At 73.3% G+C, this 24606-nt stretch carries 26 protein-coding genes and 1 pseudogene; 17 read left to right on the top strand and 10 right to left on the bottom strand.

The window, feature by feature from the left end; all coding sequences use genetic code 11:
* Positions 1-96: 96 nt before the first annotated feature.
* On the top strand, positions 97-537 hold the full coding sequence (locus ACIQVI_RS19350; RefSeq protein ID WP_351974356.1) for a GNAT family N-acetyltransferase: 441 nt from the start codon (positions 97-99) through the stop codon (positions 535-537).
* Positions 538-621: 84 nt separating this feature from the next.
* Here ACIQVI_RS19350 and ACIQVI_RS19355 read toward each other — a convergent pair whose 3' ends face one another.
* Positions 622-1728, bottom strand: coding sequence for an asparaginase (locus tag ACIQVI_RS19355; RefSeq protein ID WP_403597243.1), 1107 nt, complete (start codon positions 1726-1728; stop codon positions 622-624).
* 168 nt (positions 1729-1896) lie between these two features.
* On the opposite strand from ACIQVI_RS19355, the gene ACIQVI_RS19360 reads away from it, so the two are divergent.
* The 6 genes from ACIQVI_RS19360 (at position 1897) to thpD (ending at position 7006) form a co-directional block, all read left to right on the top strand.
* The gene (locus ACIQVI_RS19360) at positions 1897-2361 is read left to right on the top strand and encodes an Lrp/AsnC family transcriptional regulator (RefSeq protein WP_053640331.1); all 465 of its coding nucleotides are present in this window, start codon (positions 1897-1899) and stop codon (positions 2359-2361) included.
* Positions 2362-2560: 199 nt separating this feature from the next.
* Positions 2561-3364 carry an endonuclease I family protein gene (locus ACIQVI_RS19365; RefSeq protein ID WP_403597247.1) on the top strand — a complete coding sequence of 268 codons (804 nt, stop codon included), beginning with the start codon at positions 2561-2563 and terminating at the stop codon, positions 3362-3364.
* 313 nt (positions 3365-3677) lie between these two features.
* Positions 3678-4220 carry a diaminobutyrate acetyltransferase gene (gene ectA / locus ACIQVI_RS19370; protein ID WP_351974173.1) on the top strand — a complete coding sequence of 181 codons (543 nt, stop codon included), beginning with the start codon at positions 3678-3680 and terminating at the stop codon, positions 4218-4220.
* An 80-nt stretch (positions 4221-4300) separates the two neighbouring features.
* Entirely contained in the window at positions 4301-5566 is a 1266-nt protein-coding gene (ectB, locus tag ACIQVI_RS19375; RefSeq protein WP_403598684.1) for a diaminobutyrate--2-oxoglutarate transaminase, read from the top strand.
* 49 nt (positions 5567-5615) lie between these two features.
* Positions 5616-6047, top strand: coding sequence for an ectoine synthase (locus ACIQVI_RS19380; protein ID WP_351974171.1), 432 nt, complete (start codon positions 5616-5618; stop codon positions 6045-6047).
* A gap of 74 nt (positions 6048-6121) precedes the next feature.
* A complete protein-coding gene (thpD, locus tag ACIQVI_RS19385; RefSeq protein WP_391054236.1) occupies positions 6122-7006 on the top strand; it encodes an ectoine hydroxylase in 885 nt (294 codons plus the stop codon).
* A gap of 79 nt (positions 7007-7085) precedes the next feature.
* Here the strand turns inward: thpD and ACIQVI_RS19390 are convergent, their stop codons facing one another.
* On the bottom strand, positions 7086-7934 hold the full coding sequence (locus tag ACIQVI_RS19390) for an RNA polymerase sigma factor SigF (RefSeq protein ID WP_383415847.1): 849 nt from the start codon (positions 7932-7934) through the stop codon (positions 7086-7088).
* A 204-nt stretch (positions 7935-8138) separates the two neighbouring features.
* Between ACIQVI_RS19390 and ACIQVI_RS19395 the strand changes: the two genes are divergently transcribed.
* Positions 8139-8570, top strand: coding sequence for an ATP-binding protein (locus ACIQVI_RS19395; protein WP_403597252.1), 432 nt, complete (start codon positions 8139-8141; stop codon positions 8568-8570).
* A gap of 141 nt (positions 8571-8711) precedes the next feature.
* On the opposite strand, the gene ACIQVI_RS19400 is transcribed toward ACIQVI_RS19395, so the two are convergent.
* The 3 genes from ACIQVI_RS19400 to ACIQVI_RS19410 all read right to left on the bottom strand — a co-directional run bounded on the left by ACIQVI_RS19400 (position 8712) and on the right by ACIQVI_RS19410 (position 11590).
* On the bottom strand, positions 8712-8936 hold the full coding sequence (locus ACIQVI_RS19400; RefSeq protein ID WP_351973659.1) for a DUF6458 family protein: 225 nt from the start codon (positions 8934-8936) through the stop codon (positions 8712-8714).
* Positions 8937-9029: 93 nt separating this feature from the next.
* Complete coding sequence (locus tag ACIQVI_RS19405; protein WP_351973658.1) at positions 9030-10556, bottom strand: SulP family inorganic anion transporter; 1527 nt, start codon at positions 10554-10556, stop codon at positions 9030-9032.
* Positions 10557-10933: 377 nt separating this feature from the next.
* Positions 10934-11590, bottom strand: a complete 657-nt coding sequence (locus ACIQVI_RS19410; protein ID WP_403597256.1) for an HPP family protein — start codon at positions 11588-11590, stop codon at positions 10934-10936.
* 184 nt (positions 11591-11774) lie between these two features.
* On the opposite strand from ACIQVI_RS19410, the gene ACIQVI_RS19415 reads away from it, so the two are divergent.
* The 5 genes from ACIQVI_RS19415 (at position 11775) to ACIQVI_RS19435 (ending at position 16211) form a co-directional block, all read left to right on the top strand.
* On the top strand, positions 11775-12635 hold the full coding sequence (locus ACIQVI_RS19415; RefSeq protein ID WP_403597259.1) for an N-formylglutamate amidohydrolase: 861 nt from the start codon (positions 11775-11777) through the stop codon (positions 12633-12635).
* A 58-nt stretch (positions 12636-12693) separates the two neighbouring features.
* Positions 12694-12957: a DUF6296 family protein gene (locus ACIQVI_RS19420; protein ID WP_403597262.1), complete on the top strand. Its 264-nt coding sequence runs from the start codon at positions 12694-12696 to the stop codon at positions 12955-12957.
* Positions 12958-13039: 82 nt separating this feature from the next.
* Positions 13040-14317, top strand: a complete 1278-nt coding sequence (locus ACIQVI_RS19425) for a VWA domain-containing protein (protein ID WP_351973654.1) — start codon at positions 13040-13042, stop codon at positions 14315-14317.
* The gene (locus tag ACIQVI_RS19430) at positions 14317-15144 is read left to right on the top strand and encodes a hypothetical protein (protein WP_403597265.1); all 828 of its coding nucleotides are present in this window, start codon (positions 14317-14319) and stop codon (positions 15142-15144) included. Before ACIQVI_RS19425 ends, ACIQVI_RS19430 begins: the two co-directional genes overlap by 1 nt.
* 182 nt (positions 15145-15326) lie before the next feature.
* The gene (locus ACIQVI_RS19435) at positions 15327-16211 is read left to right on the top strand and encodes a DUF2382 domain-containing protein (protein WP_403597268.1); all 885 of its coding nucleotides are present in this window, start codon (positions 15327-15329) and stop codon (positions 16209-16211) included.
* Positions 16212-16367: 156 nt separating this feature from the next.
* On the opposite strand, the gene ACIQVI_RS19440 is transcribed toward ACIQVI_RS19435, so the two are convergent.
* Together ACIQVI_RS19440 and ACIQVI_RS19445 are read right to left on the bottom strand one after the other, a co-directional pair.
* On the bottom strand, positions 16368-16847 hold the full coding sequence (locus tag ACIQVI_RS19440; RefSeq protein WP_403597271.1) for a (2Fe-2S)-binding protein: 480 nt from the start codon (positions 16845-16847) through the stop codon (positions 16368-16370).
* A gap of 14 nt (positions 16848-16861) precedes the next feature.
* Complete coding sequence (locus tag ACIQVI_RS19445) at positions 16862-19297, bottom strand: molybdopterin cofactor-binding domain-containing protein (RefSeq protein ID WP_403597274.1); 2436 nt, start codon at positions 19295-19297, stop codon at positions 16862-16864.
* 120 nt (positions 19298-19417) lie between these two features.
* Between ACIQVI_RS19445 and ACIQVI_RS19450 the strand changes: the two are divergent.
* Positions 19418-19852 (top strand): annotated as a pseudogene (locus tag ACIQVI_RS19450) (class I SAM-dependent methyltransferase); the annotation flags it as partial.
* Positions 19853-19942: 90 nt separating this feature from the next.
* Here the strand turns inward: ACIQVI_RS19450 and ACIQVI_RS19455 are convergent.
* On the bottom strand, positions 19943-20398 hold the full coding sequence (locus tag ACIQVI_RS19455) for a hypothetical protein (protein ID WP_403598793.1): 456 nt from the start codon (positions 20396-20398) through the stop codon (positions 19943-19945).
* Between the two features lie 155 nt (positions 20399-20553).
* On the opposite strand from ACIQVI_RS19455, the gene ACIQVI_RS19460 reads away from it, so the two are divergent.
* A complete protein-coding gene (locus ACIQVI_RS19460) occupies positions 20554-20991 on the top strand; it encodes an OsmC family protein (RefSeq protein ID WP_351973942.1) in 438 nt (145 codons plus the stop codon).
* 21 nt (positions 20992-21012) lie between these two features.
* Here ACIQVI_RS19460 and ACIQVI_RS19465 read toward each other — a convergent pair whose 3' ends face one another.
* Positions 21013-21714, bottom strand: coding sequence for an RraA family protein (locus tag ACIQVI_RS19465; RefSeq protein ID WP_403597277.1), 702 nt, complete (start codon positions 21712-21714; stop codon positions 21013-21015).
* Between the two features lie 166 nt (positions 21715-21880).
* On the opposite strand from ACIQVI_RS19465, the gene ACIQVI_RS19470 reads away from it, so the two are divergent.
* Together ACIQVI_RS19470 and ACIQVI_RS19475 are read left to right on the top strand one after the other, a co-directional pair.
* Positions 21881-23386 (top strand): APC family permease, encoded by a 1506-nt coding sequence (locus ACIQVI_RS19470; protein ID WP_403597280.1) that lies wholly within the window; start codon positions 21881-21883, stop codon positions 23384-23386.
* 1 nt (position 23387) lies between these two features.
* On the top strand, positions 23388-23804 hold the full coding sequence (locus ACIQVI_RS19475; RefSeq protein ID WP_351972411.1) for a universal stress protein: 417 nt from the start codon (positions 23388-23390) through the stop codon (positions 23802-23804).
* Between the two features lie 24 nt (positions 23805-23828).
* On the opposite strand, the gene ACIQVI_RS19480 is transcribed toward ACIQVI_RS19475, so the two are convergent.
* Complete coding sequence (locus ACIQVI_RS19480; RefSeq protein WP_403598688.1) at positions 23829-24329, bottom strand: NPCBM/NEW2 domain-containing protein; 501 nt, start codon at positions 24327-24329, stop codon at positions 23829-23831.
* Positions 24330-24606 lie beyond the last annotated feature (277 nt).

Below are 24606 nucleotides of genomic sequence, written 5' to 3' on the forward strand. Positions count from 1 at the left end.
TCGCCCCCTCACCCGTACGGACGCGGCCTCCCGGGGGTCGCGGGCGGGCTCCGAAAGCGGTTGACCGGCCGGGCGGGGAAGCGGTTGGCTGCCCGGATGAACGATCTTCACATCGAGCGGGCGCTGAGCGGGAAGCCGCTCGCGGACTGGCGCGCCGTCCACAACACGATCATCCCCACGGCCGTCCTCTCGCCCGAGGAAGTACGGGAGCGCGCGGGGCGCAACCGGCTGGACGTGGCCTACCTCGGGGACGTGCCGGTGGGCTGCTCGACGGTGCGCCCGCCGGACGGAGAGACGGCGGCGGCAACCGTCATCGCCCGGACGCTGCCCGGCTTCCGGGGGCGGGGCTTCGGGACGGCACTGTACGAGCGGGGGCTCGCGCACGCCCGGTCGCTGGGCGGCGGGGGCGTGGAGACGGTGGTGCTGGCCTCCAACGAGGAGGGGCTGCGGTTCGCCCTGGCGCGGGGCTTCACGGAGGTGGAGCGGTACGTCCTGCCGGGCGACACCGTCCCGTTCGTGACCCTGCGGTTGGGGTGACGGGCGCGGCGCCGGGTTGATTCCGGCTCGCGGACGGGCTGGGGGGCTCCGTCCGCGAGCCGGGGTTCGGGGGTTGCCCGCCGGTCAGGCGCGGGCGGCGACGGCCGAGCGGGAGCCGCCGGTGGCGAGGGCCGGTTCGGCGCGGACCGGGCCGTCGAGGAGGCGGCGCAGGAGCGCGGTGGCGCGGGCCGGGTCGCCCGCGCCGCCCTCTTCCGCGAGGAGGGTGGCGAGGACGGCGATCCGGGCCTGGGCGGCCCGGAGGGTGCCGGTGAGGAGGGCTCCGGCGGCGACCAGGTCGACCGCGCCGCCGCCGGTGTAGATCTCGGCGAGCGGGCCCGAGGGGACGCGGGTGGTGACGACGACGAGGACGCCCCGGGCGACCGCGTCCGCGACGGCGGCGGCGACCTCGGGGGTGGCGTTGCCCGCGCCGGTGGCGACGAGGACGATGCCCCGGGCGCCGGCGGCGACGGCCGCGTTCAGGAGGACCGGGTCGCCGTCGGAGTGGTGCGTCACGATGTCGACGCGGGGCAGCGGGGCGGCACCGGTGGCGCCGGGCCCGGCCGTGCGCGCGGCGGCGGGGAGGGGCAGCGGGGCGGGGCGCTCGGGCTGCCGCTCGACGTCGACGCGGGAGAACCCGACGCGGCCGAGGCGCTCGGCCGAGGGGTCGGCGAAGGCGTCGGCGGCGAGGGTCCGGTACTTCACGGTGCCGCGCGCCGCGTGGACGCGCCCGTCGAAGACGACGAGGACGCCGAGGTCGCGGACGGTGGAGGCGACCTGGAGCGCGTCGTACAGGTTGCCGGGGCCGTCGCCGTCGCCGGTGCCGAAGGGGCGCTGGGCGCCGGTGAGGACGACCGGGCGGGCGTCGGTGTGGTGCAGGTCCAGGAGGAAGGCCGTCTCCTCCAGGGTGTCGGTGCCGTGGGTGATGACGATGCCGTCGACGCCGGGGTCGGCGAAGGTCTCGTGGACGGTGCGCAGGAGGGCGAGCTGGTGGGCCGCGGTCATGCGCGAGCTGTTGACGTTGAAGAGGTCGACGACCTCGACGGTGACGTCCTCGGGGAGGGGGGCGGTGGCCAGGACGTCGCTGCCCGAGGCGTCGGCCGCGTAGCCGGTGCCCTGCCAGCGGCTGGCGATCGTGCCGCCGGTGCTGATGACGACGATCCTGCGCGCTTCCCCGTCGTGCGTCCGCTTCATGGCTGCCGTCCTCGACTCCGTACCGAAAAGGGGCTCCGCCCCCGTGGCGAAAGGGCCTGCCGAAGACCTCGTCGGAGGTCCCTGAGCCCGCAAGGATAGGACAAACGGCGCGCAAGACGATTGCCGAATGAGCCGCCGAAATGTTTCTTCTTGGGAGAAGATTGCGCCATGGACCGAATCGATCTCCATATCTTGCGCGAGCTCCAGAACGACGGCCGACTGAGCAACCAGGAGCTGGCCCAGCGGGTGGGGCTCAGCCCCTCCCCCTGTCTGCGGCGGGTGCGCCAGCTGGAGCAGGACGGGGTGATCCGGGGCTATCGGGCGATCATCGATCCGGAGGCGGTGGGGCGGGGCTTCGAGGTGCTCGTCTCGGTGGAGGTGCGGCGGGACCGGGAGACGGTGGAGGCCTTCGAGGAGGCGCTCCAGGACGTGCCGGACGTGATCGAGGCGTACCGGCTCTTCGGGAGTCCCGGCTGTCTGCTGCGGATCGCGGTGGCGGACCTGGCGGCGTACGAGCGGCTGTGGATCGAGCGGCTGACGACGCTGGCCGGGGTCACCGAGGTCAACTCTCAGATCATCATGAAGCGGATCAAGGAGCCGAAGGGGATGCCGGTGGGCGTCCGGGGCGTCTGACCCCGTTCCGGACGGGCGCGGGGCCCCGGGTTCCCGCGTATGCGAGAACGTCACGGAAACGCCTCCTCCCGGTTACACGGCGGGCCGCTCCCCCGTGCCACGCTCCCGGCTGACAAGAAGTCAACACGCGTAGAGCGCGGTGCCCTTGAGCCGACCGCCGTGCTCCGCCGCGTGCCCCCACCGGGAAAGGGCACCCCCCATGTCCGTTGCACAGCCCCGACGTCGGAAGGTCTGGGCGGCTTCCATAGCGGCCGTCCTCGTCACCCTCACCCTCCCCGCGGTCGCCGCGACCCCCGCGAGCGCCACGACCTCCCCGTACGACAGCACGTACTACAAGGACGCGGTCGGCAAGACCGGTCCGGCCCTCAAGTCCTCGCTACACACCATCATCAGCAGCCAGAGCAAGATCTCGTACGACGCGGTCTGGAACGCGCTGAAGACCATCGACCAGGACCCGAACAACCCCAACAACGTGGTCCTGCTCTACAGCGGGGTCTCGCGCGCCAAGTCCCTCAACGGCGGCGCGGTGGGCAACTGGAACCGCGAACACACCTGGGCCCAGTCGCACGGCAACTTCGGCACCTCGGCCGGTCCCGGCACCGACCTGCACCACCTGCGCGCGGCGGACGTCCAGGTGAACAGCACCCGCGGCAACAAGGACTTCGACCTCGGCGGCAGCCCGGTCAGCGGCGCGCCCGGCAGCTACACGGACAGCAACTCCTTCGAGCCGCGCGACGCGGACAAGGGCGACGTGGCGCGGATGCTCCTCTACATGGCCGTCCGCTACGAGGGCGGCGACTCCTGGGCGGACCTGGAGCCCAACGAGTCGACCTCCAACGGCAGCGTCCCGTACCACGGCCGCCTCTCGGTCCTGAAGCAGTGGAACGAGCAGGACCCGCCGAGCACCTTCGAGAAGCGCCGCAACGACATCATCTTCGGCACCTACCAGGGCAACCGGAACCCGTTCATCGACCACCCGGAGTGGGTCGAGGCGATCTGGTAGGCCGATCGGTCACCCCGTGCCGCGTCACCTCCGGGGCGCGGCACGGGGTGACCCATACACCTGACCGTTCTTCGCGGCTTCAAACGCGAAACCCGGAATGTTCTCACGCTTTTTGAGTGAGCGAATCCCACACCTTGGAGCCGTTACCTATCCGTTATAAACGGTCATTTTGTCCGGCTTTGAAATGATTCGCCGCAGGAGGAAGTGAGGATTCTCCTCACAGGGGCGAAAGGTGCACCTATCATGTTCCGGCACCTCGAACAACCCCTCAGCCCCAGGAAGTTCCGGGATCTTGTGGGTACCTTCGGCGCCCATGACCACTGCCCAGACCACTGCCCCTACGACATCCCGGACCGGCGACGTCTCCGTCGGCCCGGCCGAGATCGAGGACGGCGCCGACCTCTGGCGGATCGCCCGCGGCTCGGGAGAGCTGGACCTCAACTCGCCGTACAGCTATCTGCTGTGGTGCCGCGACTTCGCCGACACGACCGCCGTCGCCCGTGACGCCTCCGGGCGCCCGGTGGGCTTCGTCACCGGATACCTGCGGCCCGAGGCGCCGGGCACCCTCTTCGTCTGGCAGGTCGCCGTACAGGATTCGCACCGCGGGAGCGGGGTAGCCGGGACCCTGCTCGACGCTCTGTCCGCCCGGGTGGCGGCCGAGCACGGACTCGACCGCGTGGAGGCGACCGTCACGCCGGGGAACCTGGCGTCCGACCGGATGTTCCGGTCCTACGCGCGCCGTCACGGCGCGGAGGTGACGCGGGAGGTCCTCTTCCCGGCCGCCTCCTTCCCCACGGCGGGACACGAGGCCGAGGTGCTGTACCGCATCGGCCCCCTGGACTCCGCGGCCTTCTGAGCCGTCCGGCGGCTCCTGCCCGCCCTCACTCGCACCCGCACCCGCACCCGCACCACACTGGGAGAAGAGACTCCGTGACCCTGACCGACCTCGCCCCTTCCTCCGTCTTCGAGACCGTCGAATCGGAGGTCCGCAGCTACTGCCGCGCCTGGCCCGTCGTCTTCGAGCGCGCCTCCGGCAGCCGGCTGTACGACGAGCAGGGGCGGCCGTACCTCGACTTCTTCGCCGGAGCCGGCTCGCTGAACTACGGGCACAACAACCCGGTCCTCAAGCGCGCCCTCCTCGACTACCTCGCCGACGACGGCATCACCCACGGCCTCGACATGTCGACGACCGCCAAACGCGGCTTCCTGGAGGCCTTCCGCTCGGCGGTCCTGGAGCCCCGCGCCCTGCCCTACAAGGTGATGTTCCCCGGCCCCACCGGCACCAACGCGGTGGAGGCGGCCCTGAAGCTGGCCCGCAAGGTCACCGGCCGCGAGACCGTCGTCTCCTTCACCAACGCCTTCCACGGGATGTCGCTCGGCTCGCTCGCCGTCACCGGCAACTCCGCCAAGCGCGCCGGGGCGGGCGTGACGCTGCCGCACGCCACCCGGATGCCCTTCGACAACTACTTCGACGGGCAGGTCCCCGACTTCCTGTGGTTCGAGCGGCTCCTGGAGGACCCCGGCTCCGGCCTCGACCACCCGGCGGCCGTCATCGTCGAGACCGTCCAGGGCGAGGGCGGGATCAACGTGGCCCGCGCCGAGTGGCTGCGCGCCCTCGCGGACCTCTGCCGCCGCCACGACATGCTCCTGATCGTCGACGACATCCAGATGGGCTGCGGACGCACCGGTGACTTCTTCTCCTTCGAGGAGGCGGGCATCACGCCCGACATCGTCACCCTGTCCAAGTCCATCAGCGGCTACGGCCTCCCCATGGCCCTCTGCCTGTTCCGCCCGGAGCTCGACCTGTGGGAGCCCGGCGAGCACAACGGCACCTTCCGGGGCAACAACCCCGCCTTCGTCACCGCCACCGCCGCCCTCGACGCGTACTGGCGCGACGGCGCCCTGCGCGAGCGCACCCTGGGCCGGGCCGACCGGGTGGAGCGCGCCCTGCTCGACCTGTGCGGGGACGACGAGCGGTCCGGCGTCTCGGTGCGCGGCCGCGGCCTCGTGTGGGGCCTGGAGTTCGCCGACGGGGAGCGCGCCGAGGCCGTGTGCCGGCGGGCCTTCGAGATCGGTCTGCTCCTGGAGACGTCCGGACCGCACGGCGAGGTCGTCAAGCTGCTCCCGCCGCTGACCGCGACGGACGACGAGCTCGACGAGGGCCTCGGCATCCTGGCCCGCTCGGTCCGCCACACCGCCTGATCCGCCACCACCCCCGCGAACTCCGCGAACCCCGCGAAAGGAGATCCCCGTGATCGTCCGTTCCTTCGACGAGCTGGAGAACACCGAGCGGCACGTGAGGGCCGCCTCGGGCACCTGGGAGAGCAAGCGCATCGTCCTGGCCCGCGAACGGGTCGGCTTCTCCCTCCACGAGACGGTGCTGTACGCCGGGACCGAGACCTCCATGTGGTACGCGCACCACGTCGAGGCCGTCGTCTGCACGGCCGGCGAGGCCGAGCTCACCGACCACGAGACGGGCCTCACGCACACGATCGTGCCCGGCACGATGTACCTGCTCGACGGGCACGAGCGCCACACCCTGAAGGTCAAGCGGGACTTCCGCTGCCTGTGCGTCTTCAACCCGCCCGTCACCGGGCGCGAGGACCACGACGAGAACGGCGTCTACCCCCTGCTCACCGAGCCCGAGCCGACCGACGCGGGCGCCGCGGACGACGCCGCCTGACCCGGCGGACCCGCACCGCGCCGCACCCCCGCACGCACCCGTACGAGACGCACGAAAGGAAGGCACACCGCCCCATGGCCTCCGCACCCACCCGCCCCGTCGACCTCTACCCCACCCGCGGCCCCCGGGAGGAGCTGATCGGCCGGAAGGACCCCGTCGTGTGGTCCGAGCCCGGCACGCCCGGCCCCTTCTGGGCGCGCGAACTGGAGGACTACGACCGCGACGGGTTCGTCACGGTGGACGAACTCGTCACCCCGGACGAGGTCGACGCGCTCCGGGCGGAGCTGGACCGGCTCGTCACCGACCCCGCCGTCCGGGCCGACGAGCGGGCGATCGTCGAGTCCCGGTCGCAGGAGATCCGCTCCGTCTTCGAGGTGCACCGGATCAGCGAGGTCTTCGGCCGGCTCGCCGAGGACCCCCGGGTCGTGGGCCGCGCCCGCCAGATCCTCGGCTCGGACGTCTACGTCCACCAGTCGCGGGTCAACGTGAAGCCGGGCTTCGGCGCCAGCGGCTTCTACTGGCACTCCGACTTCGAGACCTGGCACGCCGAGGACGGCCTGCCGCAGATGCGGACGGTCTCGGTGTCGATCGCGCTCACGCCGAACCACACCACCAACGGCAGCCTGATGATCATGCCCGGTTCGCACCGCACCTTCCTGGGCTGTGCCGGGGAGACCCCCCGGGACAACTACAAGAGGTCGCTCCAGATGCAGGACGCGGGGACGCCCTCGAACGAGGCGCTCACCACCTTCGCCGAGGCCTGCGGCATCCGGCACTTCACGGGCCCCGCCGGTTCGGCCACCTGGTTCGACTGCAACGCCCTGCACGGGTCGGGCGACAACATCACCCCGTACCCCCGGAGCAACGTGTTCCTGGTCTTCAACAGCGTGGAGAACCTCCCGGAGGCGCCCTTCGCCGCCCCGGTCCGGCGTCCCTCCTTCATCGCCGCGCGCCCGTAACCCCGGTACGCGTCCGCGCAAAGGGCTCGCGTCCCGGTCTCCCGGGGCGCGAGCCCTTCGCGTACGTGCCGCCGGTCGCTCACCCGGTGGCGCGCGGCTGCTCGAACATGCCCTCGCGCAGACGGTTGAGGCTGCGGGCCAGGAGCCGCGAGACGTGCATCTGGGAGACGCCGAGCCGCTCGCCGATCTGCGACTGCGTCAGCTCCTCGACGAAGCGGAGGTGGAGCAGCAGCCGGTCGCGCTCGTCGAGGGCCCCCACCAGCGGGGCGAGGGTGTGGAAGTCCTCGAAGAGCGCGAGCGCCGGGTCCTCCTCGCCGATGAAGTCGGCCAGGGCCGCCTCGTCCTCCTCGTCGCCGCCGTTGATCGCGGCGTCCAGCGAGGTCGAGTTGTAGCCGTTCGAGGCGATCTGCGCCTCGACCACCTCCTCCTCGGGAAGACCCATCAGCATCGCCAGCTCCGCGACCCGGGGCGCCCGGCCGAGCCGCGAACTCAGCTCGTCGGTCGCCTTCGCCAGCTCCACGCGCGCCTCCTGGAGCCGGCGGGGCACGTGCACCGCCCAGGTGGTGTCGCGGAAGAAGCGCTTGATCTCGCCCACGATGTACGGCACCGCGAAGGTGGCGAACTCCACCTCGCGCGAGAGGTCGAAGCGGTCGATCGCCTTGATCAGGCCGATCATGCCGACCTGGACGATGTCCTCCATCTCGTCGGCCCGCGCGCGGAACCGGCCCGCCGCGTACCGCACGAGCGACATGTTCATCTCGATCAGGGTGTTCCGGACGTACTGGTACGCCTCGGTGCCCTCCTCCCGCTCCGCCAGCTCGCGGAGGAACACCTTGGTCAGGGTACGGGCGTCCTGCGGCGCGACCTCGTGGGGAGCGTCGAGGACGGGCAGGTCCTCACACGTACCGCTCGTCACGTACGTCGCCATCGCCTCGGCCGTCTCGATGCGCACGCGACAACCTCCTCTTTCTCACGGTCCGTTCAGCAGTTCCGGTTCTCGTACCCCCACTTTCCGAACGCATTCCCCGAAACGGGACGTCCCCTCCGGTCGGAGTGGCGCGCATCACTTCCGTACGAACGGGCAGGCGAATTCCGTCACCTGTTGAGGAATCAGGAAGAAAGGGACCTCGTGATGAACACTCGGAGCGACACCCGGTCCCGTACGCCGGCGGCCCCGACGGCCCGCCCCGGCGCCGGAGCGTACGGGCCGTCGCCGGTCGGTACGCCCGCGCAGGCGCGGCAGCTGGTCTGCCACACGCTCGCGGCCCTCGGCCCCCTGCCGCCGGGCCAGGTCGACGACCTGCTGCTCGTCACGTCGGAGCTGGTCACCAACGCGCACCGGCACGGGGGCGGGGTCACCGACTTCGGCATCGCCGTCGGTCCCGACCGCGTGACCGTGTCCGTGGCGGACGCCAGCGGGGAGGCGCCGCGCCACGAGCGCCGCGAGGAGCTGCGCCCCGGCGGCTTCGGCTGGCCGATCGTGCTGCGCCTGTGCCGGGAGGTCACCGTGGACACCCGGCCGGACGGCAAGACCATCCACGCGGCGGTGACGGTGGACCGGTGAGCGGCGGCCGCGCCGGAACGCGCGGGACGGCGGACGGAAGGACGAGAGGGGTGACCACGCCCGAAGCGTGGTCACCCCTCTCGCGTTCCCCTTCCGGGGAAGGCGTCCCCCTTTTCCGGGGGACGGTGCCGCAACGTTTGTTCAGAGCAGGTCCCGACGGTCGTCCTCGGTGACCGTCGGTGCGACCGGGGGGACGATCATCCGGCGCCGGCGCAGCACGCTGACGTAGGCCGCCGTTCCGATGATGCCGACCGCCATGAGGATCAGCCCGACCAGATCGAGATTGACCCCCTCCATCTGCCAGTCCGACGCGAACGTGAGAATGGCCCCCACCGCGATCAGAATGATGAAAGCTCCCAGACCCATGATTCCTCCCTAGTGGGTTGGACGGTCATCGGGTACCCAGGACCGGCGTCCTCATCCCCGATCTCCCCGCACGGGCCGTTCGGTGACCGGGAGTCAGGAGCCCGTCCGCGCGGGCTCGCCCTCCTTCGGCCGGTCGGGGGCGTCCGCCGGCGGACCGTGCAGCCGTACGGATTCGGGGCCGGCGGAGTGGCGTTCGGCCCAGGTCTCCAGGGCGGCGCGGCAGGCGTGGTCGAGGTGCTGGAGTCCGGAGAGGTCCAGTTCGACCGGGCGGTCCCCGGGCAGGGCTTCGAGCGTGTCGAGTATCTTCGGCAGCCGCAGGAAGGTGACGTTCCCCGACAGGCTGACGCGCACCGGTCCGTGGCCGTCGTCGACGCGCTCGACGCGGAGGTGGGAGGCGTCCCAGGCCGCCTTGGCGACGGAGAGGGCGAGTCCGATCAGGACCCCCTCGAACATGTTGACGGTGACGATCGCGACGGCCGTCACGACGAGGACGAGCGCCTCGCCCCGGTGGCCGCGCCACAGCGTGACGAGCCCCTTGAAGGGGATCAGCTTCCAGCCCGCGTGGACCAGGATCCCGGCGAGCGCGGCGAGCGGCACGTACTCCAGGGTGGCGGGCAGCAGGGCGGCGAAGAGCAGCAGCCACACGCCGTGGAGCACCCGGGAGGCCTTGGTCCTGGCTCCCGCCTGGACGTTGGCCGAGCTCCGTACGATCACGGCGGTCATGGGCAGCGCGCCGAGCGCGCCGCAGAGCGTGTTGCCGACGCCCTGGGCGAGCAGTTCCCGGTCGTACTCGGTGCGCGGTCCGTCGTGCAGCCGGTCCACGGCCGCCGCGCTGAACAGCGATTCCGCCGAGGCGATCAGCGCGAAGGCGAGGACGGTGCCGAGCAGGGCGAGGTCGGCCAGGCCGGCGAAGGCGTCCGCGCCGGGCACGCGCACGGCGTCCAGGACGCCGCTCACCCGCACGGTGGCGACCGGGAGGTCGAGGAGGGCGGTGGCGAGGGCCGCGAGGAGGACCGCGACGAGCGCGCCGGGCACGGCCCGTGCCTTCGACGGCAGGTGCTTCCAGCCCACGACCACGAGGATCGTGCCGGCCGCGACGGCGAGCGGCACCAGGTTGGCGGGGGCGGTCAGCGCGCCCACCAGGGCGGCCGGAAGTCCGGCGAGCCGGGCGAGGCCGGAGTCGGGGGCGTCGAGGCCGGCCGCCGCGTAGAGCTGGCCGGCCACGATGACGAGGCCGATGCCCGCGAGCATCCCCTCGACGACCGAGAGGGAGATGGCCCGGAACCAGCGGCCCCATCTCAGCAGGCCCATGAGGATCTGGAGCAGTCCGGCGAGGAGCACGATGACTCCGAGCGCGGCGAGCCCGAAGGTGCGGACCGCCTCGAACACGAGGACGGTGAGGCCTGCGGCGGGTCCGGAGACCTGGAGGCTGCTGCCGCGCATCAGGCCGGTGACGATCCCACCGACGATGCCGGTGATCAGGCCGAGTTCGGCGGGCACGCCGGAGGCGACGGCCACGCCGATGCAGAGCGGCAGCGCGACGAGGAAGACGACGAGCGAGGCCGCGAAGTCCTGGCGGAGATGGGGAAACTGCCGGAGGCGGAGCGAGGAGGGTGACATGAGGATCTCCCCTCATGGGGTTCGAGAGCGGGGGGCGGGCCGGTGGTCGCACGGACGAACGGGGCGGGGCGGAACGGCCCGTGGCCGGGCACGGCACGTCCCTCCCCGGCAGTCCCACCGGCATCACGCTTCACCAAGAAGAGGTCAAGCGAAGACCAACGAAGGGTAATACGCACTGGTGGGCCGGACCGTGAACAACCCGGCCCCGGGCAGGGGTTTCCGACCGGAACCGGACGGAAGTTGACGCGATCACCCCTACGGAGGGCGCGCGGGGGCGCGGAACGCCGGAGCGCATCGGGTCACAGGCGCCCGCACACGCGCACGGCGGGAGGGCGTACGGTCGCCCGGCGGGGCTCACACGGGCGCCGGGCCCGGGTTCACCACCAGTAGGCGGGGTACTTCGGTGCCGCGCGCCGGACGCGGGAGGCGGCGAACGCGGTCAGGACGAGCAGGACCGTGGAGCCGAACAGGAGGGGGACGAACCGGCCGGGGGCGGGCGCCTGGAGCACGACGACGACGGCGGTCGCGCAGGCCGGCGAGTGCGGGGTCCGGGCCAGGGTGGTGAGCGCGAGGGTGACGCCGGCGGCGAGCGCGGCGGCCCAGGCGCTGCCGCTCGCGGCGGCGGCCACCGCGTATCCGGCGCCGGCGCCGAGCAGATGGCCGACGACCACGCTCCGGGGCTGGGCCAGGGGAAGCGCGGGAGCGCAGTGCACCAGGGCGGCGCTGGCGGCCAGCGGGGGTATCAGGACGGGCTCGTGGAGGAGGGCGCCGAGGCCGACGAGCCCGAGGAGGGCGGCCGTGGCGGCGCTGACGCTGTGGACGGCGGCCCCGGGCGCGGGCCGGGCCGGGGCCCGCCCGGCCATCCTCGTCCGCCGGGGACCTTCCGAAGCGGAGCCGGGGGCGGGGGCGGTGTCGCGACCGGGAGCGGTGCCGGGACGGGCGGCGGCGTCGAGGCCGGGGGCCGCACCGGGGACGGCAGGGGCGTCAGGAGCGGCGGGAACGGCGGGAACGGCGGGGGCGGTGTCGGTGCTCATGCGATGCGGTGTTTCCGGGGCAGGCGGCCGGGGCCGGGCGAAGCGGGGACGGGTGGTCGTACGGGTCCCTGTGGTCGACAGTCGGCCCGGTCTCGCGCCCGGTCCTGGTGCGGCGGCGCAACCTCCCCCCACTCTAACCAGCGGTTTCGTGGCGTCGCGGGCGGGGTCGGGAGAGGATCCCGGCATGAACGAGACTCCACGCGCCGACACAACGGGCACGGCAGGCACGGCGGGCACGACCGGCGCACCCGGCACCGCCTCCTTCGCCCTCCTCCCCGGCGCCCCGGACTCCCCCGTCCTCCTCCACGTGCCGCACTCCTCCCGCGCGGTGCCCCCGGACGTGCGGGCCGGGATCCTGCTCGGCGACGACGAACTGGCGCGGGAGCTGGACCACATCACCGACGCGCACACGGCGGAGATCGCCGCCTCGGCCGCCGCGACGGCGGGCACGGCCCCCTGGCGGTTCGTCAACCGGCTCTCCCGTCTGGTCGTCGACCCCGAGCGCTTCCCGGACGAGCGGGAGGAGATGGCGGCCGTCGGGATGGGCGCGGTGTACACGCGCACCACGCACCGGGCCGGGCTGCGGCCGGACGGGTTCGACCCGGCGCCGCTGCTCGACCGGTACTTCGCGCCGTACGCGCGGGGCATGACCGGGGCCGTGGCCGACAGGCTGGCGGCGACGGGCCGGGCGGTGGTGATCGACGTCCACTCGTACCCGGGCGAACCGCTGCCGTACGAGCTGCACGGCGACGGTCCCCGGCCCCCGGTCTGCCTCGGCACCGACGCCTTCCACACGCCTCCCGCGCTGCTCGACGCGGCGCGGGAGGCGTTCGGCGGGTTCGGCGGGGTGGGGACGGACAGCCCCTTCGCCGGGACGTACGTGCCGCTGCGGTACTACGGCCGGGAGCCCCGGGTCCACGCGCTGATGGTCGAGATGCGCCGGGACCTCTACATGAGCGAGCCGGGCGGGGCGGCGGGCCCGGGGGCGGCGGCCCTCGGAGCGGCCCTGGCGCACCTGGTGGACGCCGTGTCCCGCACGGTCTGAGGCCCGTCCCGCACGGGCCCGGACAGTACCCTCTCCATACCGGCGTAAAATGGGGCAAATGAGCATATCCCGATACGAGCTGGTGTTCACCGACGTCACGGGCGCCACCCAGGACGTCGTGGTCGTGGAGCGCACCCTCTACAAGGGCTCCGGGGGGCACCCCGTCTACACCGACCCGACCGGCATCATCCGCGCGGAGATCAGCGACCGGGGCGAGGTGCGCGTCATGCCCTCCGGAGGGCACCAGGACCCCGCCCACGCCGTACGGGCCCGGGCCCTGCCCGAGGACGACGCCGAGGATCCCGCCTCCCCTGCCCCCTGATTCCCCCTGAGGCCGCACGCCCCGGGCCCCGGTCGCCACCCCCCGTTTTGGTTTGTCGGACGATCGTCAATACGATCCGGCGATGATCACGAGAAAACGGCTGGCGACCGGGGCCTGCGCGCTGCTCGCCGCTCTGGGCGCCGCGCTCCTGCCGACCCACGCGGTCGCCGACGCGCCGGCGGCGAAGGAATCCCCCAAGGTCGAGCTGGTCCTCGACGTCAGCGGCTCGATGCGGGCCAAGGACATCGACGGCAAGTCCCGCATGGCCGCGGCGAAGCAGGCCTTCAACGAGGTCCTCGACGCGGTGCCCGAGGAGGTGCGGCTCGGCATCCGGACCCTGGGCGCCGACTATCCGGGACAGGACCGCAAGCAGGGCTGCAAGGACACCCGCCAGCTCTATCCGGTGGGTCCGCTCGACCGGACCGAGGCCAAGACGGCGGTGGCCACCCTGGCCCCCACCGGCTGGACCCCGATCGGTCCCGCGCTGCTCGGCGCGGCGAAGGACCTGGAGGGCGGTGACGCCACCCGCCGGATCGTGCTCATCACGGACGGCGAGGACACCTGCGCCCCGCTCGACCCCTGCCAGGTGGCCCGGGAGATCGCGGCGAAGGGCATCCACCTCGTCATCGACACCCTGGGCCTGGTGCCGGACGCCAAGACCCGGCAGCAGCTCACCTGCATCGCGGAGGCGACCGGAGGCACGTACACCTCGGTCCACCGCACCGATGAACTCTCCCGCCGCGTCCGGCAGCTGGTCGACCGCGCGGCCGACCCGGTCGTCACGCCCGTCGCCGCCCGGGGCGCCGCGCGGTGCGCCGACGCGCCGGAGCTGAAGCCCGGTCTGTACACGGACCGCGAGTCCTTCGGCGAGCACCGCTGGTACCGGGTGGACCTGCTGCCCGGCCAGGAACTGCGCGCCTCCGTCAGCGTGTCGGCCGACCGCGCCGTCAACGACGACTACGGGGTGCTGCTGCGCGCCGTCACCCGCCACGGCCGGGAGATCACGCGCGGCTCCGAGGCCGGCGACGGCCGCACGGACGTCATATCCACCGGACTCCGCTACCCGAAGCCGGAGTTGGACGGCACCGACTCCGACGACCTCAAGCCGGCCGCCGAGACGGTCTGCCTCCAGGTCAGCAACTCCTTCTCCGCTCCCCCGTCGGTCAAGACCACGCCCGGGATGCCGATCGAGCTGACCGTGGACGTCGTCGACGGTCCCGCGACCGCGTCCGACGTGGCCTCGTTCGGCCTCGGCCGGGGCTGGTGGCTGCTCGGGGCACTGGTGCTCACCGGCTTCCTGGCCGGTCTGATCTGGGGCTGGCTGTCCCGCTGGCGTCTCGCCGTCTGGAGGACCCGCTGATGCGCACCGTACGCACGCTCGCCGCGGCCGCGCTCGCGGGCGCCGCCCTGCTCGGGCTCGCGGCTCCGGCCGCCGTCGCCGACTCGCCCTCCGCCACGGCGACTCCGGACACCCGCTCCACCCAAGGGCCCACGGAGGCGGGCACCACCTTCCGCACCGCCGCGCGGTTCCTGCCGGGGCAGCAGGCGACCGCGCAGGCCGCCACGGGCGACTACCTGTACTGGGTGTTCCCCGCGGACACCGGGCAGCGCCCGACGGTGAACGCCTCGGTCACCCTGCCGGACGCGGCCCTCCGGCACGGGCCCTCCACCTGGCGGATCGACGTGTACGACGGGCTGCGGCGCCGTCAGCCGTGCATGTACGGGATGCAGTCCCGCACGGCGGCGAAGGACGCCGCGAAGGTGGAACTCGCCTGCGTGCTGCGTCCGGTGCGCGCCTCGGCCGACGCCTGGGCGAACGACCCGCTGCCGGGCAGCTACTACGTCCGGCTGACCGTCACGGGCCTGCCGGACGAGGACCTCGGCCAGCCGTTCGGCGCCCGGCTCGGGGTGGACGTCAAGGACGAGGGCGGCGCCCACGCCACGGACGGGGCGCTCGCCGCGCCGCTCGTGCCGGGCGCGACGACCGCCGACCGGGCGGACGCCGACGCGGGCCGTCCGTCCGCCGTGGAGGCGGCGGCCCCGGAGGACGGCTGGTCCTCCGGCTGGTGGTCCGACCGCTGGCTCTGGACGCTGGCGGGCGGCGTCCTCGCGGCGCTCGCGGGCATCGGCGGCTACGTCCTGACGCGCGGCGCGGGCCGCCCGTCACGGGTTCCGCCGGCCGCCTGACCCCGCCCGGACCCGTCGAGGGCCCCCACCGCTTCCATGCGGTGGGGGCCCTCCCCGTCCCGCTGGCCACCCCCTCCAGCAGTTGACCATTCAATATAATTAGATGGATTTGCCCCGTTTCCGACCGATTCCTCTGGTAAGAGGCGTGGATAAGCGAGACGAGAGAGAGCAGGAGGGTCGACATGATCGCCCGAGAGCAGATCCACGCCGTGCTGGACCACCCCGTCTACGACGCCGAGGGCAAGAAGGTCGGCGACGCGAAGCACATCTTCGTCGACGACGCGACCGGCCTGCCGGAGTGGGTGACGGTGAAGACCGGCATGTTCGGCACCAGTGAATCCTTCGTCCCGATCAAGGACGCGGCTCTGGTCGACGACCACCTGGAGGTCCCGTACCCCAAGTCCACCATCAAGGACGCGCCCAACGTGGACGTCGACGCCGGCGGACACCTCTCCGAGAGCGAGGAGCACCGTCTCTTCGACCACTACGGCATCGCGTGGGACGACGCCTGGCAGCAGGCCAACCAGCCCGGTGAGGGCGGCTGGGCCCACGGCGGCACCGGCACGGGCACCACGGCCGGCACGGAGACCGGGACCGCGACCGGCCCCATGGGCACCGCCGAGGGGTTCGCGGCGGGCGGCGCCGCCGGACGCGCCGCGCACACGGACGACGACGCGATGACCCGCTCCGAGGAGCAGATGCACGTCGGCGTCGAGCGCACGGAGGCCGGACGCGTCAGGCTGCGCAAGTACGTGGTGACGGAAGAGGTCCAGCAGACCGTGCCCGTGAGCCACGAAGAGGTGCGGATCGAGCGGGAGCCGATCACCGACGCCAACCGTGACGAGGCCCTGTCCGGCGCGGAGATCACCGAGGCCGAGCACGAGGTCATCCTCCACGAGGAGCGCCCCGTCGTGGAGACCCGGACCGTTCCGGTCGAGCGGGTGAGCCTCAAGGCCGACGAGGTCGTGGAGGAGCAGACCGTCTCGGGCGAGGTCCGCAAGGAGGAGATCGAGGTCGAGGGCCTCGAGAACCCGGACGACCCCGACGCCCGCGGCCGGAAGTACTGACCGCCGGACGACCGGCCGGTGCCGCCCCGCGAGCCGGGGCGGCACCCCCTGATACGGGAGCTCGCGCTCCTGGGCGCGAAGGCGAAGTCGCGCCGCACCGGTGGCCCGCCCCTTCCGGGGGCGGGCCACCGGCCCGTCGCGGCCGGGGTCCGTCCGTCACGCCATGCGGCGGGCGCCCTCCAGGACGGCCTGCCGGATGCGGTGGTAGGTGCCGCAGCGGCAGATGTTGCGGATCGCGTCGAGGTCGGCCTCGGTGACCTCGCGGCCGGCCTCCCGGGCCCGCCGGACCGTCGCCACCGCCGTCATGATCTGCCCCGGCTGGCAGTAGCCGCACTGGGCGACGTCGAGGTCCAGCCAGGCCTCCTGCATGGGGTGGAGTTCACTCCCGACGGTGTCCGGGAGGCCTTCGATGGTGGTGACCTCGTCGGTCGGCGCGAGGTCGTCGACGGGGACGGCGCAGGGCGTGAACTCCCTGCCGTTGAGGTGGCTCGTACAGGCCCGGCAGACGCCGACCCCGCAGCCGTACTTGGGCCCGGTGACGCCGAGGACGTCCCGGAGGACCCACAGGAGCCGGACGTCGCCCTCGACGTCGGCGGTGACGGCCTCGCCGTTCAGGATGAAGGTGTGCTGCGGCACGGGGGCTCCAGGTCTCAGAGGGCGCGGGCGCGGCCGTCGACGGGCGAGGCGGGGACGGGCGGGACGGTCGGCAGGGGGGTGAAGGCGAGCGGTGCGGCGTGGTTGAGGGGGAAGACCGTCGGCATCGTGCCGGTGGCCCGGCCGTAGGCGCAGGCGACGGCGGCCATGGCCCCGGCGACCGCCAGCTCCCCCGCGCCGCCCGGCTCGTCGCCGGTCGGGGGCATCACGATGATCTCCAGTTCCGGCGGGGTGTTCCACTGCCGGGTGTAGAAGTACTGGTCCCAGCTGCCTTCGAGGAAGTGCCCGTCCTCCAGGTGGAGCCCGGAGGACAGGGTGATCGCGATGCCGTCCGCGATGCCGCCCATCATCTGGGCCTCCAGGCCGCGCGGGTTGACGGCGAGGCCGACGTCGACGGCGCAGACCACCTTGGTCACGCGCGGCCCGGTGTACGCGTTCGGGACCTTCCGGCCGGTGGTCTCCGGGCGGCAGTCGATCTCCGCGAGGACCGCCACCGCCGAGTGGTACTCGGTGTGGACGGCGATGCCCTGGGCGGTGCCGGCGGGCATGGTCCGGCCCCACTCCCCCGCCCGCGCCACCTCGTCGAGGACGGCGCGGGCCCTCGGGTCCTTCACCAGGCGGCGGCGCAGCGCGTACCCGTCCTGGCCGGTGCGCTTCGCCACCTCGTCCAGGACGAGTTCCTGGGCGCAGCGGACGTTGGGCGAGTAGATGTTCCGCATGGAGCCGGTGTTGAAGCCCTTGTCGGTCTCGGCGAGCAGCTGGGTGGTGACGCCGAGGTGGTAGGGGCTGATCTGGGTGAGCTGGAACATCGTCTCGGAGAACGCCAGGTCGGCGACGGGCAGTCGGGCCGCCTCCGCCGTGAGGAGTTCGCCGATGCCGTGCCCGAAGTCGGTGGCGATCGAGGTGTGGCGCTGCTCGTACGTGAGGATCTCGCCGAGCGCGTAGGTGGCCCGCACCCGTGAGGTGGACATCGGGTGCGTACGGCCCTGGCGGAAGTCGTCGGTGCGGTGCCACATCAGTTTGACGGGCTTGCCGAGGGCCTTGGAGACCTCGGCGGCCTCGTGGGCGGCGTCGTGGAAGAGCTTGCGGCCGAAGGAGCCGCCGCCCTCGGTGACGTGGACGCGGACGGCCGAGGGCGGCAGGCCCAGCGCGAGGGCGATCTGTTCCTGGGCGACGATCGGCGCCTTGAGCGAGGCCCAGATCTCGGCGGAGTCGGTACGGACGTCCGCGATCGCGCAGTTGGTCTCCAGGGCGGCGTTGCTGGCGAAGTGGAAGGTGAAGCGGGCGTCGACGGCCTTGGTGAGGAGCGGCAGCGGCGGGACGACCAGCGGGAGTTCGGCCCGGCGGAGCTTGGCCAGGACGGTGGCGTCGGAGGCGCCCTCGGCGGTGCCGGGGCCCCAGTCGACCCGGAGGGCGCGGACGGCGTCGACGCACTGGCCGAAGGTGCGGCCGCGGACGGCGACGCCGGTGGAGACGGTGACGACGTCGGTGACGCCGGGCATGGCCCGGACCTCGGCGAGGTTGGCGACGGAGCGGACCGTGCCGTTGATGGTGGGCGGGCGGCAGATCATGGTGGGCAGCGCGTCCGGGACCCGGAGGTCCATCGCGAACTTCTTGCGCCCGGTGACCGCGGCGAGGGCGTCGATCCTGTTCCGGCCGGTGCCGACGACGCGGAAGCGGGAGCGGTCCTTGAGGGTGACCGCGACGGCGGAGTCGGAGACGGCGGCCGCCTTCGCGGCGAGTTCGCCGTAGCCGAGGAGTGCGCCGGTCGGGGAGAGGACGGCGCCGGCCTTCGTGGTGAGGGTGCCGACGGCCTGGCCGAGGACGAGGGAGGCGGCGTGCAGGAGCCGGCCCCGGGCGACGGCGGCGGCGACCCGGAGCGGGGTGTAGGTGGAGACGGTGGTGTTGGAGCCGCCGGTGAGCTGGTTGAAGAGCAGTTCGGGCCGGGCGTCGGCGAGCGTGACCCGCACCTTGTCCAGGGGGAGGTCCAGCTCCTCGGCGACGAGCATGGCGCTGGAGGTGGTGACGCCCTGCCCCACCTCGGCGCGGGGCAGGGCGAGGTGGGCCGTGCCGTCGGGGTCGAGGCGGATCGTGAGGAGGTGGCTGGTGGGCAGGGCGGCGAGGGTGAGCAGGTCGTTGAGGTCGAGGAGTTCGGCCGGGCCCGGGGGCGAGGGGACCAGCGCCGGGGCCGCAGCGGCCGCGCGGGGCGCGAGGGCCTCGGCGCCGAGCTGGGCGGCGACGGTGAGGGTGGGGGCGGCGAGGACGTACCCGAGGAAACGGCGGCGGCCGATGCCGGGCGCGTCGCCGGGACCGGGACCGCCTGTGCCGTGTCCGCCGGTGCCGGATGCGCCTGTGCCGGGTGCGTCGCCGGTGTGCGGCCCGTCGGCGCCGCTCGTGTGGTGCTCGTCCCGCCCCGGGCGGCGCCTCGTCATCCGGTTGCCCTTTCGCCACGGCCCCGGCCCCTACCGCCGGGTCACCTCGAATGCGGTGATCATCGCTCATGTGGGCGGCCCGCGGGGCCCCTTCGGGAGAGACGGCCGTAGGGTGCCGCCATGACCGAGACCGCACGCGTCACCGCCGTCCGCCGCTCGTACGACACCGTCGCCGCCGACTACGGGCGGCTGCTCGCCGACCAGCTGGACGCGGTCCCGCTGGACCGGGCGGTGCTCGCCGGGTTCGCGGAGGAGGTGGAGCGGGCCGGCCGGCCCCGTACGATCGGGGACCTCGGCTGCGGGACGGGGCGGGTGACGTCCCATCTACGGAGCCTCGGCGCCGAGGTCTTCGGAGTGGACCTGTCGCCGGGCATGATCGCGGTCGCCCGCGCGACCCACCCGGGACTGCACTTCGAGGTGGGGTCGACGACGGCGCTCGACCTGTCGGACGCCTCGCTGGGCGGGGTCCTCTCCTGGTACGCGACGGTGCACATGCCGGAGGACGAACTCGTCGCCTCCTTCGCGGAGTTCCACCGGGTCCTCGCACTGGGCGGGCAGCTTCTGCTCGCCTTCAAGGCGGGCGACGAGCGGGTACGGCTGGAGCGGGCGTACGGGCACGAGGTCGCCCTCGACGTGTACCGCCGGTCACCCGACCGTCTCGCGGACCTCCTGGCCTCGGCCGGTCTCGTCGAGTCGGCCCGTCTGGTGCGGAAGCCGGAGGCCGGGGAGAAGACGCCGCAGGGCTTCCTCCTGGCGCGCAAGCCGCGCGACCGAGCCGAACCGGGGGCGCGCGCCGCACCGGACCTCCGCGCCGCTCCGGGGTCCGGCGCCCTTCCGGAACCGGGCCCCGCCTCGGAGCACGGCCCCGCCTCGGAGCACGGCGCCCTTCCGGAGCCCCGTGCCGCTCCTGAGCTGGGCGCGGGAGATCCGGGCGCGCTGGCCGCCGCCCGCGATCAGGGCGTTGACGGAGGCCATCGGGTCCGCGCCGACCGACCGGGCGAGCAGGGCGCCGACGAGCACCGGTCCGAGGGCCACCGCGAGGGCGGCACCGGTGGCGGTGACGTGCTGGAGGGGGCGGCTGCGCCGGGCTTCGGAGGTCATGCGCCCAGTCAAGCGGCGGGCGGGGGCCGCCGTATCGGTCGGCGTACTCAGGTGCCCGCACCGCGCTACTCAGGTTCGGTCCGTGCGGGCCCGCCGGCCCGCCCCGGCGTACCGTGGGCGGGCCGACCGTACGAGCACGAAGGAGCCCCGCCGCCATGGCCGACTACCGGATCGAGACCGTCCGCACCGGATACCGGAACTGGACCGCCCGCAACGACCGGGGCGCGGAGGTGCGGATGGCCGCGGCGGACGACGCCGACGCGCAGCCCTCGTTCACGCCGGTCGAGCTGCTGCTCGCCGCGATGGGCGGCTGCGGCGGGCTCGTGATCGACCGGACCGCGCGGGCGGTGGACCACGACGACCTGCGGATCGTGGTGGAGTCGGTCTCGGGTCCGGAGGACGACGGCCGGGTGGGCCGGATCCGGGTCAGCTACGAGTTCGACCTGCCGGACAGCAACCCGAAGGCGGCGGAGGTGTTCGCGCGCGGGGTGCGCCTGACCCATGAGAAGTTCTGCACGGTGAGCCGGACCGTGGAGCACGGCGCGCGGGTCGAGGCGGTCCTGCCGGACGGCACGGTCGGCTTCGAGGGCTGACGTTCCGCCGGGCCGGGTCCTTCACTCCTCGATCGCGCCGCCGATCCGGCGCAGATGCCGCCGGAAGGTGTACGAGGGGTCCTCGGCCCGGCCCGCCAGATAGGCGTCGAAGCGGGTCTGCTCGCGCAGGGTCCGCCCCTCCTCGATGCGGCGGGCCTGCTCCCGTTCGGTGCGGAAGAGGGACAGCGCGGTCTCCAGGACGGCTCCGGCCCGGTCGGCGGCCACGAACAGCACCCCGTCGTCGTCGGCGAACACCACGTCGTCCGAGGTGACCTCGTGCTCCCCGAACCGCGCGGAGCGCAGCGCGTCCGGCTCCCGCGGGTCGAGGCGCACGGGGCCGGGGGCGTGGCGGCCGTACGAGAAGACGGGCAGTCCGATCCGGACGAGGTCCGGGGTGTCGCGGTGCAGTCCCCAGACGGCGATCCCGGCGACGCCCGCCGCCCGGGCCTCCAGGACGGCGAGGTCCCCGACGCAGGCCTCGTCGCGGCGGCCGGCGTTGTCGATGACGAGGACGTCCCCGGGCTCCGCGCGCGTGAAGGCCTCCAGGAAGACGTCGACGCTTCCGTAGTGCCGGACGGGGAGCGCCCGCCCGGCGAGCCGCTGCCCGTCGACGACGGGCAGCACCCCGGCGGGCGCGGCGCGCAGCGGTTCCCCGAGCCGTACGCAGGCGTCGGCGACCAGGGGCGTGGAGAGCTCGGCGAAACCGGCGAGGTCCTTCGGCATCGGGCGTTCCGTTCCGTGAGGCGGGCGGGTTTTCGTGATGCTAGGGGGTGCGCCCGGACGGAGGACAGTTCCGGCCGCCCGGCGTGCGGGCGGAACCGTGCCTTCCTACGATCGGTGGAGGGACACGTCTCTCTGCTCTGTCCGAGCGGAACGGGAGCGAGGGAACATGGCAACCGAGGACGCCGCACCCGAGGACCGGCCGGCGGATCTGAAGCACAACGCGATCGGCTTCGTCGACGCCCTCGTCATCGGGCTCAACTCCACCTCCCCCGCGTACTCCATCGCCGCCGTGATCGGCCCGATCGTCGCGCTCGCGGGGATCTACGCGCCCGGGGTGATGGTCGCGTCCTTCGTCCCGATGCTGCTGATCGCGTCGGCGTTCTACTACCTGAACAAGGTCGACCAGGACTGCGGGACGACCTTCTCGTGGGTCACGCGCGCGATGGGGCCCTGGGCGGGCTGGCTGGGCGGCTGGGCCATCGCGATGACCGGCGTCCTGGTCGTCGGCTCGCTCGCCGACGTGGCCGTAAGCTTCGGGCTGCTCGCCGTCGGCCTCGACGGCTGGGTGGAGAACTCCTTCGTGCGCCAGCTGCTCACCGTGCTCCTCATCCTCGTGATGACGGCCGTGTGCGTCATCGGCACCGAGCTGTCGGCCAGGGTGCAGAACGTGCTGATCCTGGCCCAGGTCGTGTTCCTGCTGGTCTTCGTGTGCGTGGCGCTCGCCAAGGTGTACGCGGGGACCAGCGCGTACGACGCGGTGGAGCCGTCGTTCGACTGGCTGAATCCGTTCGGCGCCGGCGGCGCGGCCCTCACCGGGGGGCTGCTGCTCGGCGTCTTCATCTACTGGGGCTGGGAGTCGGCGGTCAACCTCACGGAGGAGGTGGAGGACTCGGCGACCGCCCCGGGCAAGGCGGGCCTGTGGTCGACGGTGATCCTGCTCGTGACCTACGTGTCGGTGGGGTTCGCGGTGGTGGCCTACGCCGGTCCCGGCTTCCTCGCGGAGAACGCCGACGAGGAGGAGTTCATCTTCGCCCAGCTCGCCGGGGACGTCCTGGGCGGCTGGGACTGGGTGCTGCTCCTCGCCGTGTCCACGTCGGCGATCGCCTCCACGCAGACCACCATCATCCCGGCCTCCCGGACCGCCCTGTCGATGGCCCGCCGCCGGGCGCTGCCCGCGTACTACGGGCACATCAGCACGCGTTTCCGCACCCCCGACGTCAGCACGTGGTGGGTCGCCGGGATCGCCATCGTCTGGTACCTGACGGTGAACCAGATCAGCGAGAACGCGCTCCTGGACTCGCTCACCGCCCTGTCGCTGCTCATCGCCTTCTACTACGCGCTCACCGGGGTGGCCTGCGCGGTCTACTACCGCCGTCACCTCTTCGAGAGCCTGCACAACTTCCTGCTGATCGGGCTCGGCCCGCTGGTGGGCGCGGGGCTGCTGACGTGGCTGCTCGTGCGGTCGGTCGCCGACATGTCCGACCCGGCGAACTCGTACAGCGGCAGCTCGTGGCTCGGTCTCGGTCCGCCGCTCGTCATCGGCCTCGGCATCGCCGCCGTCGGGGTGCTCATCATGATCGTGTGGCGGCTGCGGGCGCCCGCCTTCTGGGACGAACGTCCGGGGGTGGCCGATCCGGACGTGGTCCGGGGCATCCGCGAGGGGAGGGACTGAGATGGCGATCGTGCTCGGGTACGACGAGTCGCCGGGGGCCGCCCGCGCGCTGCGGATCGCGGTCGAGGTGGCGGCCGCCTTCGACGAGACGCTCGTCCTGGTCTACGGCGCGGCGGCCCCCGGTCCCACCGGGGAGGAGTACCGCTCCCACCACGACGCCGTCCTGCAGGCCGGCCGCACCGGTCTGGAGCACGCGGTCGCGGAGGCCGACCGGGCGGGCGTGCCGACCGTCGTCGAGGTCATCGACGAGAAACCGGCCCAGGCCCTCATCGACGCGGCGACCCGCCACGCGGCCCGGGTCATCGTGGTCGGCAGCTGGAGCGAGAGCCCGATCCGCGGCGCCCTCCTCGGCTCCACCCCGCACAAGCTGCTCCACATGTCGACGGTGCCGGTGCTCTGCGTGCCGCCGGAGGAGTGAGGGCTTCCGGAGGGGGCGGCGGGGTCACTGGACGACCGTGACGCGGGCCAGGGCCCAGGAGGTGTGGTCGAAGGAGGTCCTGTCGTTGGCGTCGGTGACCTCCAGGCGGAGGACCCGGACGCCCCGGACGTCGAGGTCGAGGGGGACGGGGCCGGTGGCGGCGGTCAGGACGCCGGTGGTGTGCAGGATCCGGTCGTCGCCGTACACGGTGGCGCGGGTGGCGCCGACGGAGCTCTGGCGGGCCGAGAAGTCGTCGATGCCGACCAGGGCGGTGAAGCGGTCGGCTGCGCCGCCCAGGTGGAAGGCGACGTCGCTGTACGCGTGGACGCCGAGGCCCTTGGGATACGGGGTGCCGCCGAAGGAGATCGGGGTGCCGTCGCCCGCGGCGTTCTTGCCGTTGGAGGCGTCGCGCTCGACCGGGCCCCAGCCGTTGACGGCGCTGATCCAGGGCAGGTCGGAGAGGTAGCCGTCCCGGGTGGGCGCCGGGGGCGGGGTGGTGGCGGTGCCGGTGGCGGCGTACCGCACCGGGCCGCCCGGGGCGGTGGCGGTGCCCTCGGCGGTCAGCGTCCGGGGGGCGCCCGCCGGGGCGCCGGCGGGCGGGGTGACCTGCCAGGCGGCGGTGAGCCGCGCGCCGGGGGCGAGCCGCGCCGCCGTGGTGGCCGTGGTGGCGCGCGCTCCAGCCGGCCGGGACCTCCAGGGCGAGGGCGGCCGAGGTCCAGGGGCGCGCCGAGCCGTTGGCGAGGACGGCGGTGGCGGTGAAGGGCTTCCCCGGCACGGCGAGGGACGGCACCGTCAGGGACGC

The sequence above is a fragment of the Streptomyces sp. NPDC098101 genome (genome assembly GCF_044760185.1).
Taxonomy (GTDB): Bacteria; Actinomycetota; Actinomycetes; order Streptomycetales; family Streptomycetaceae; genus Streptomyces.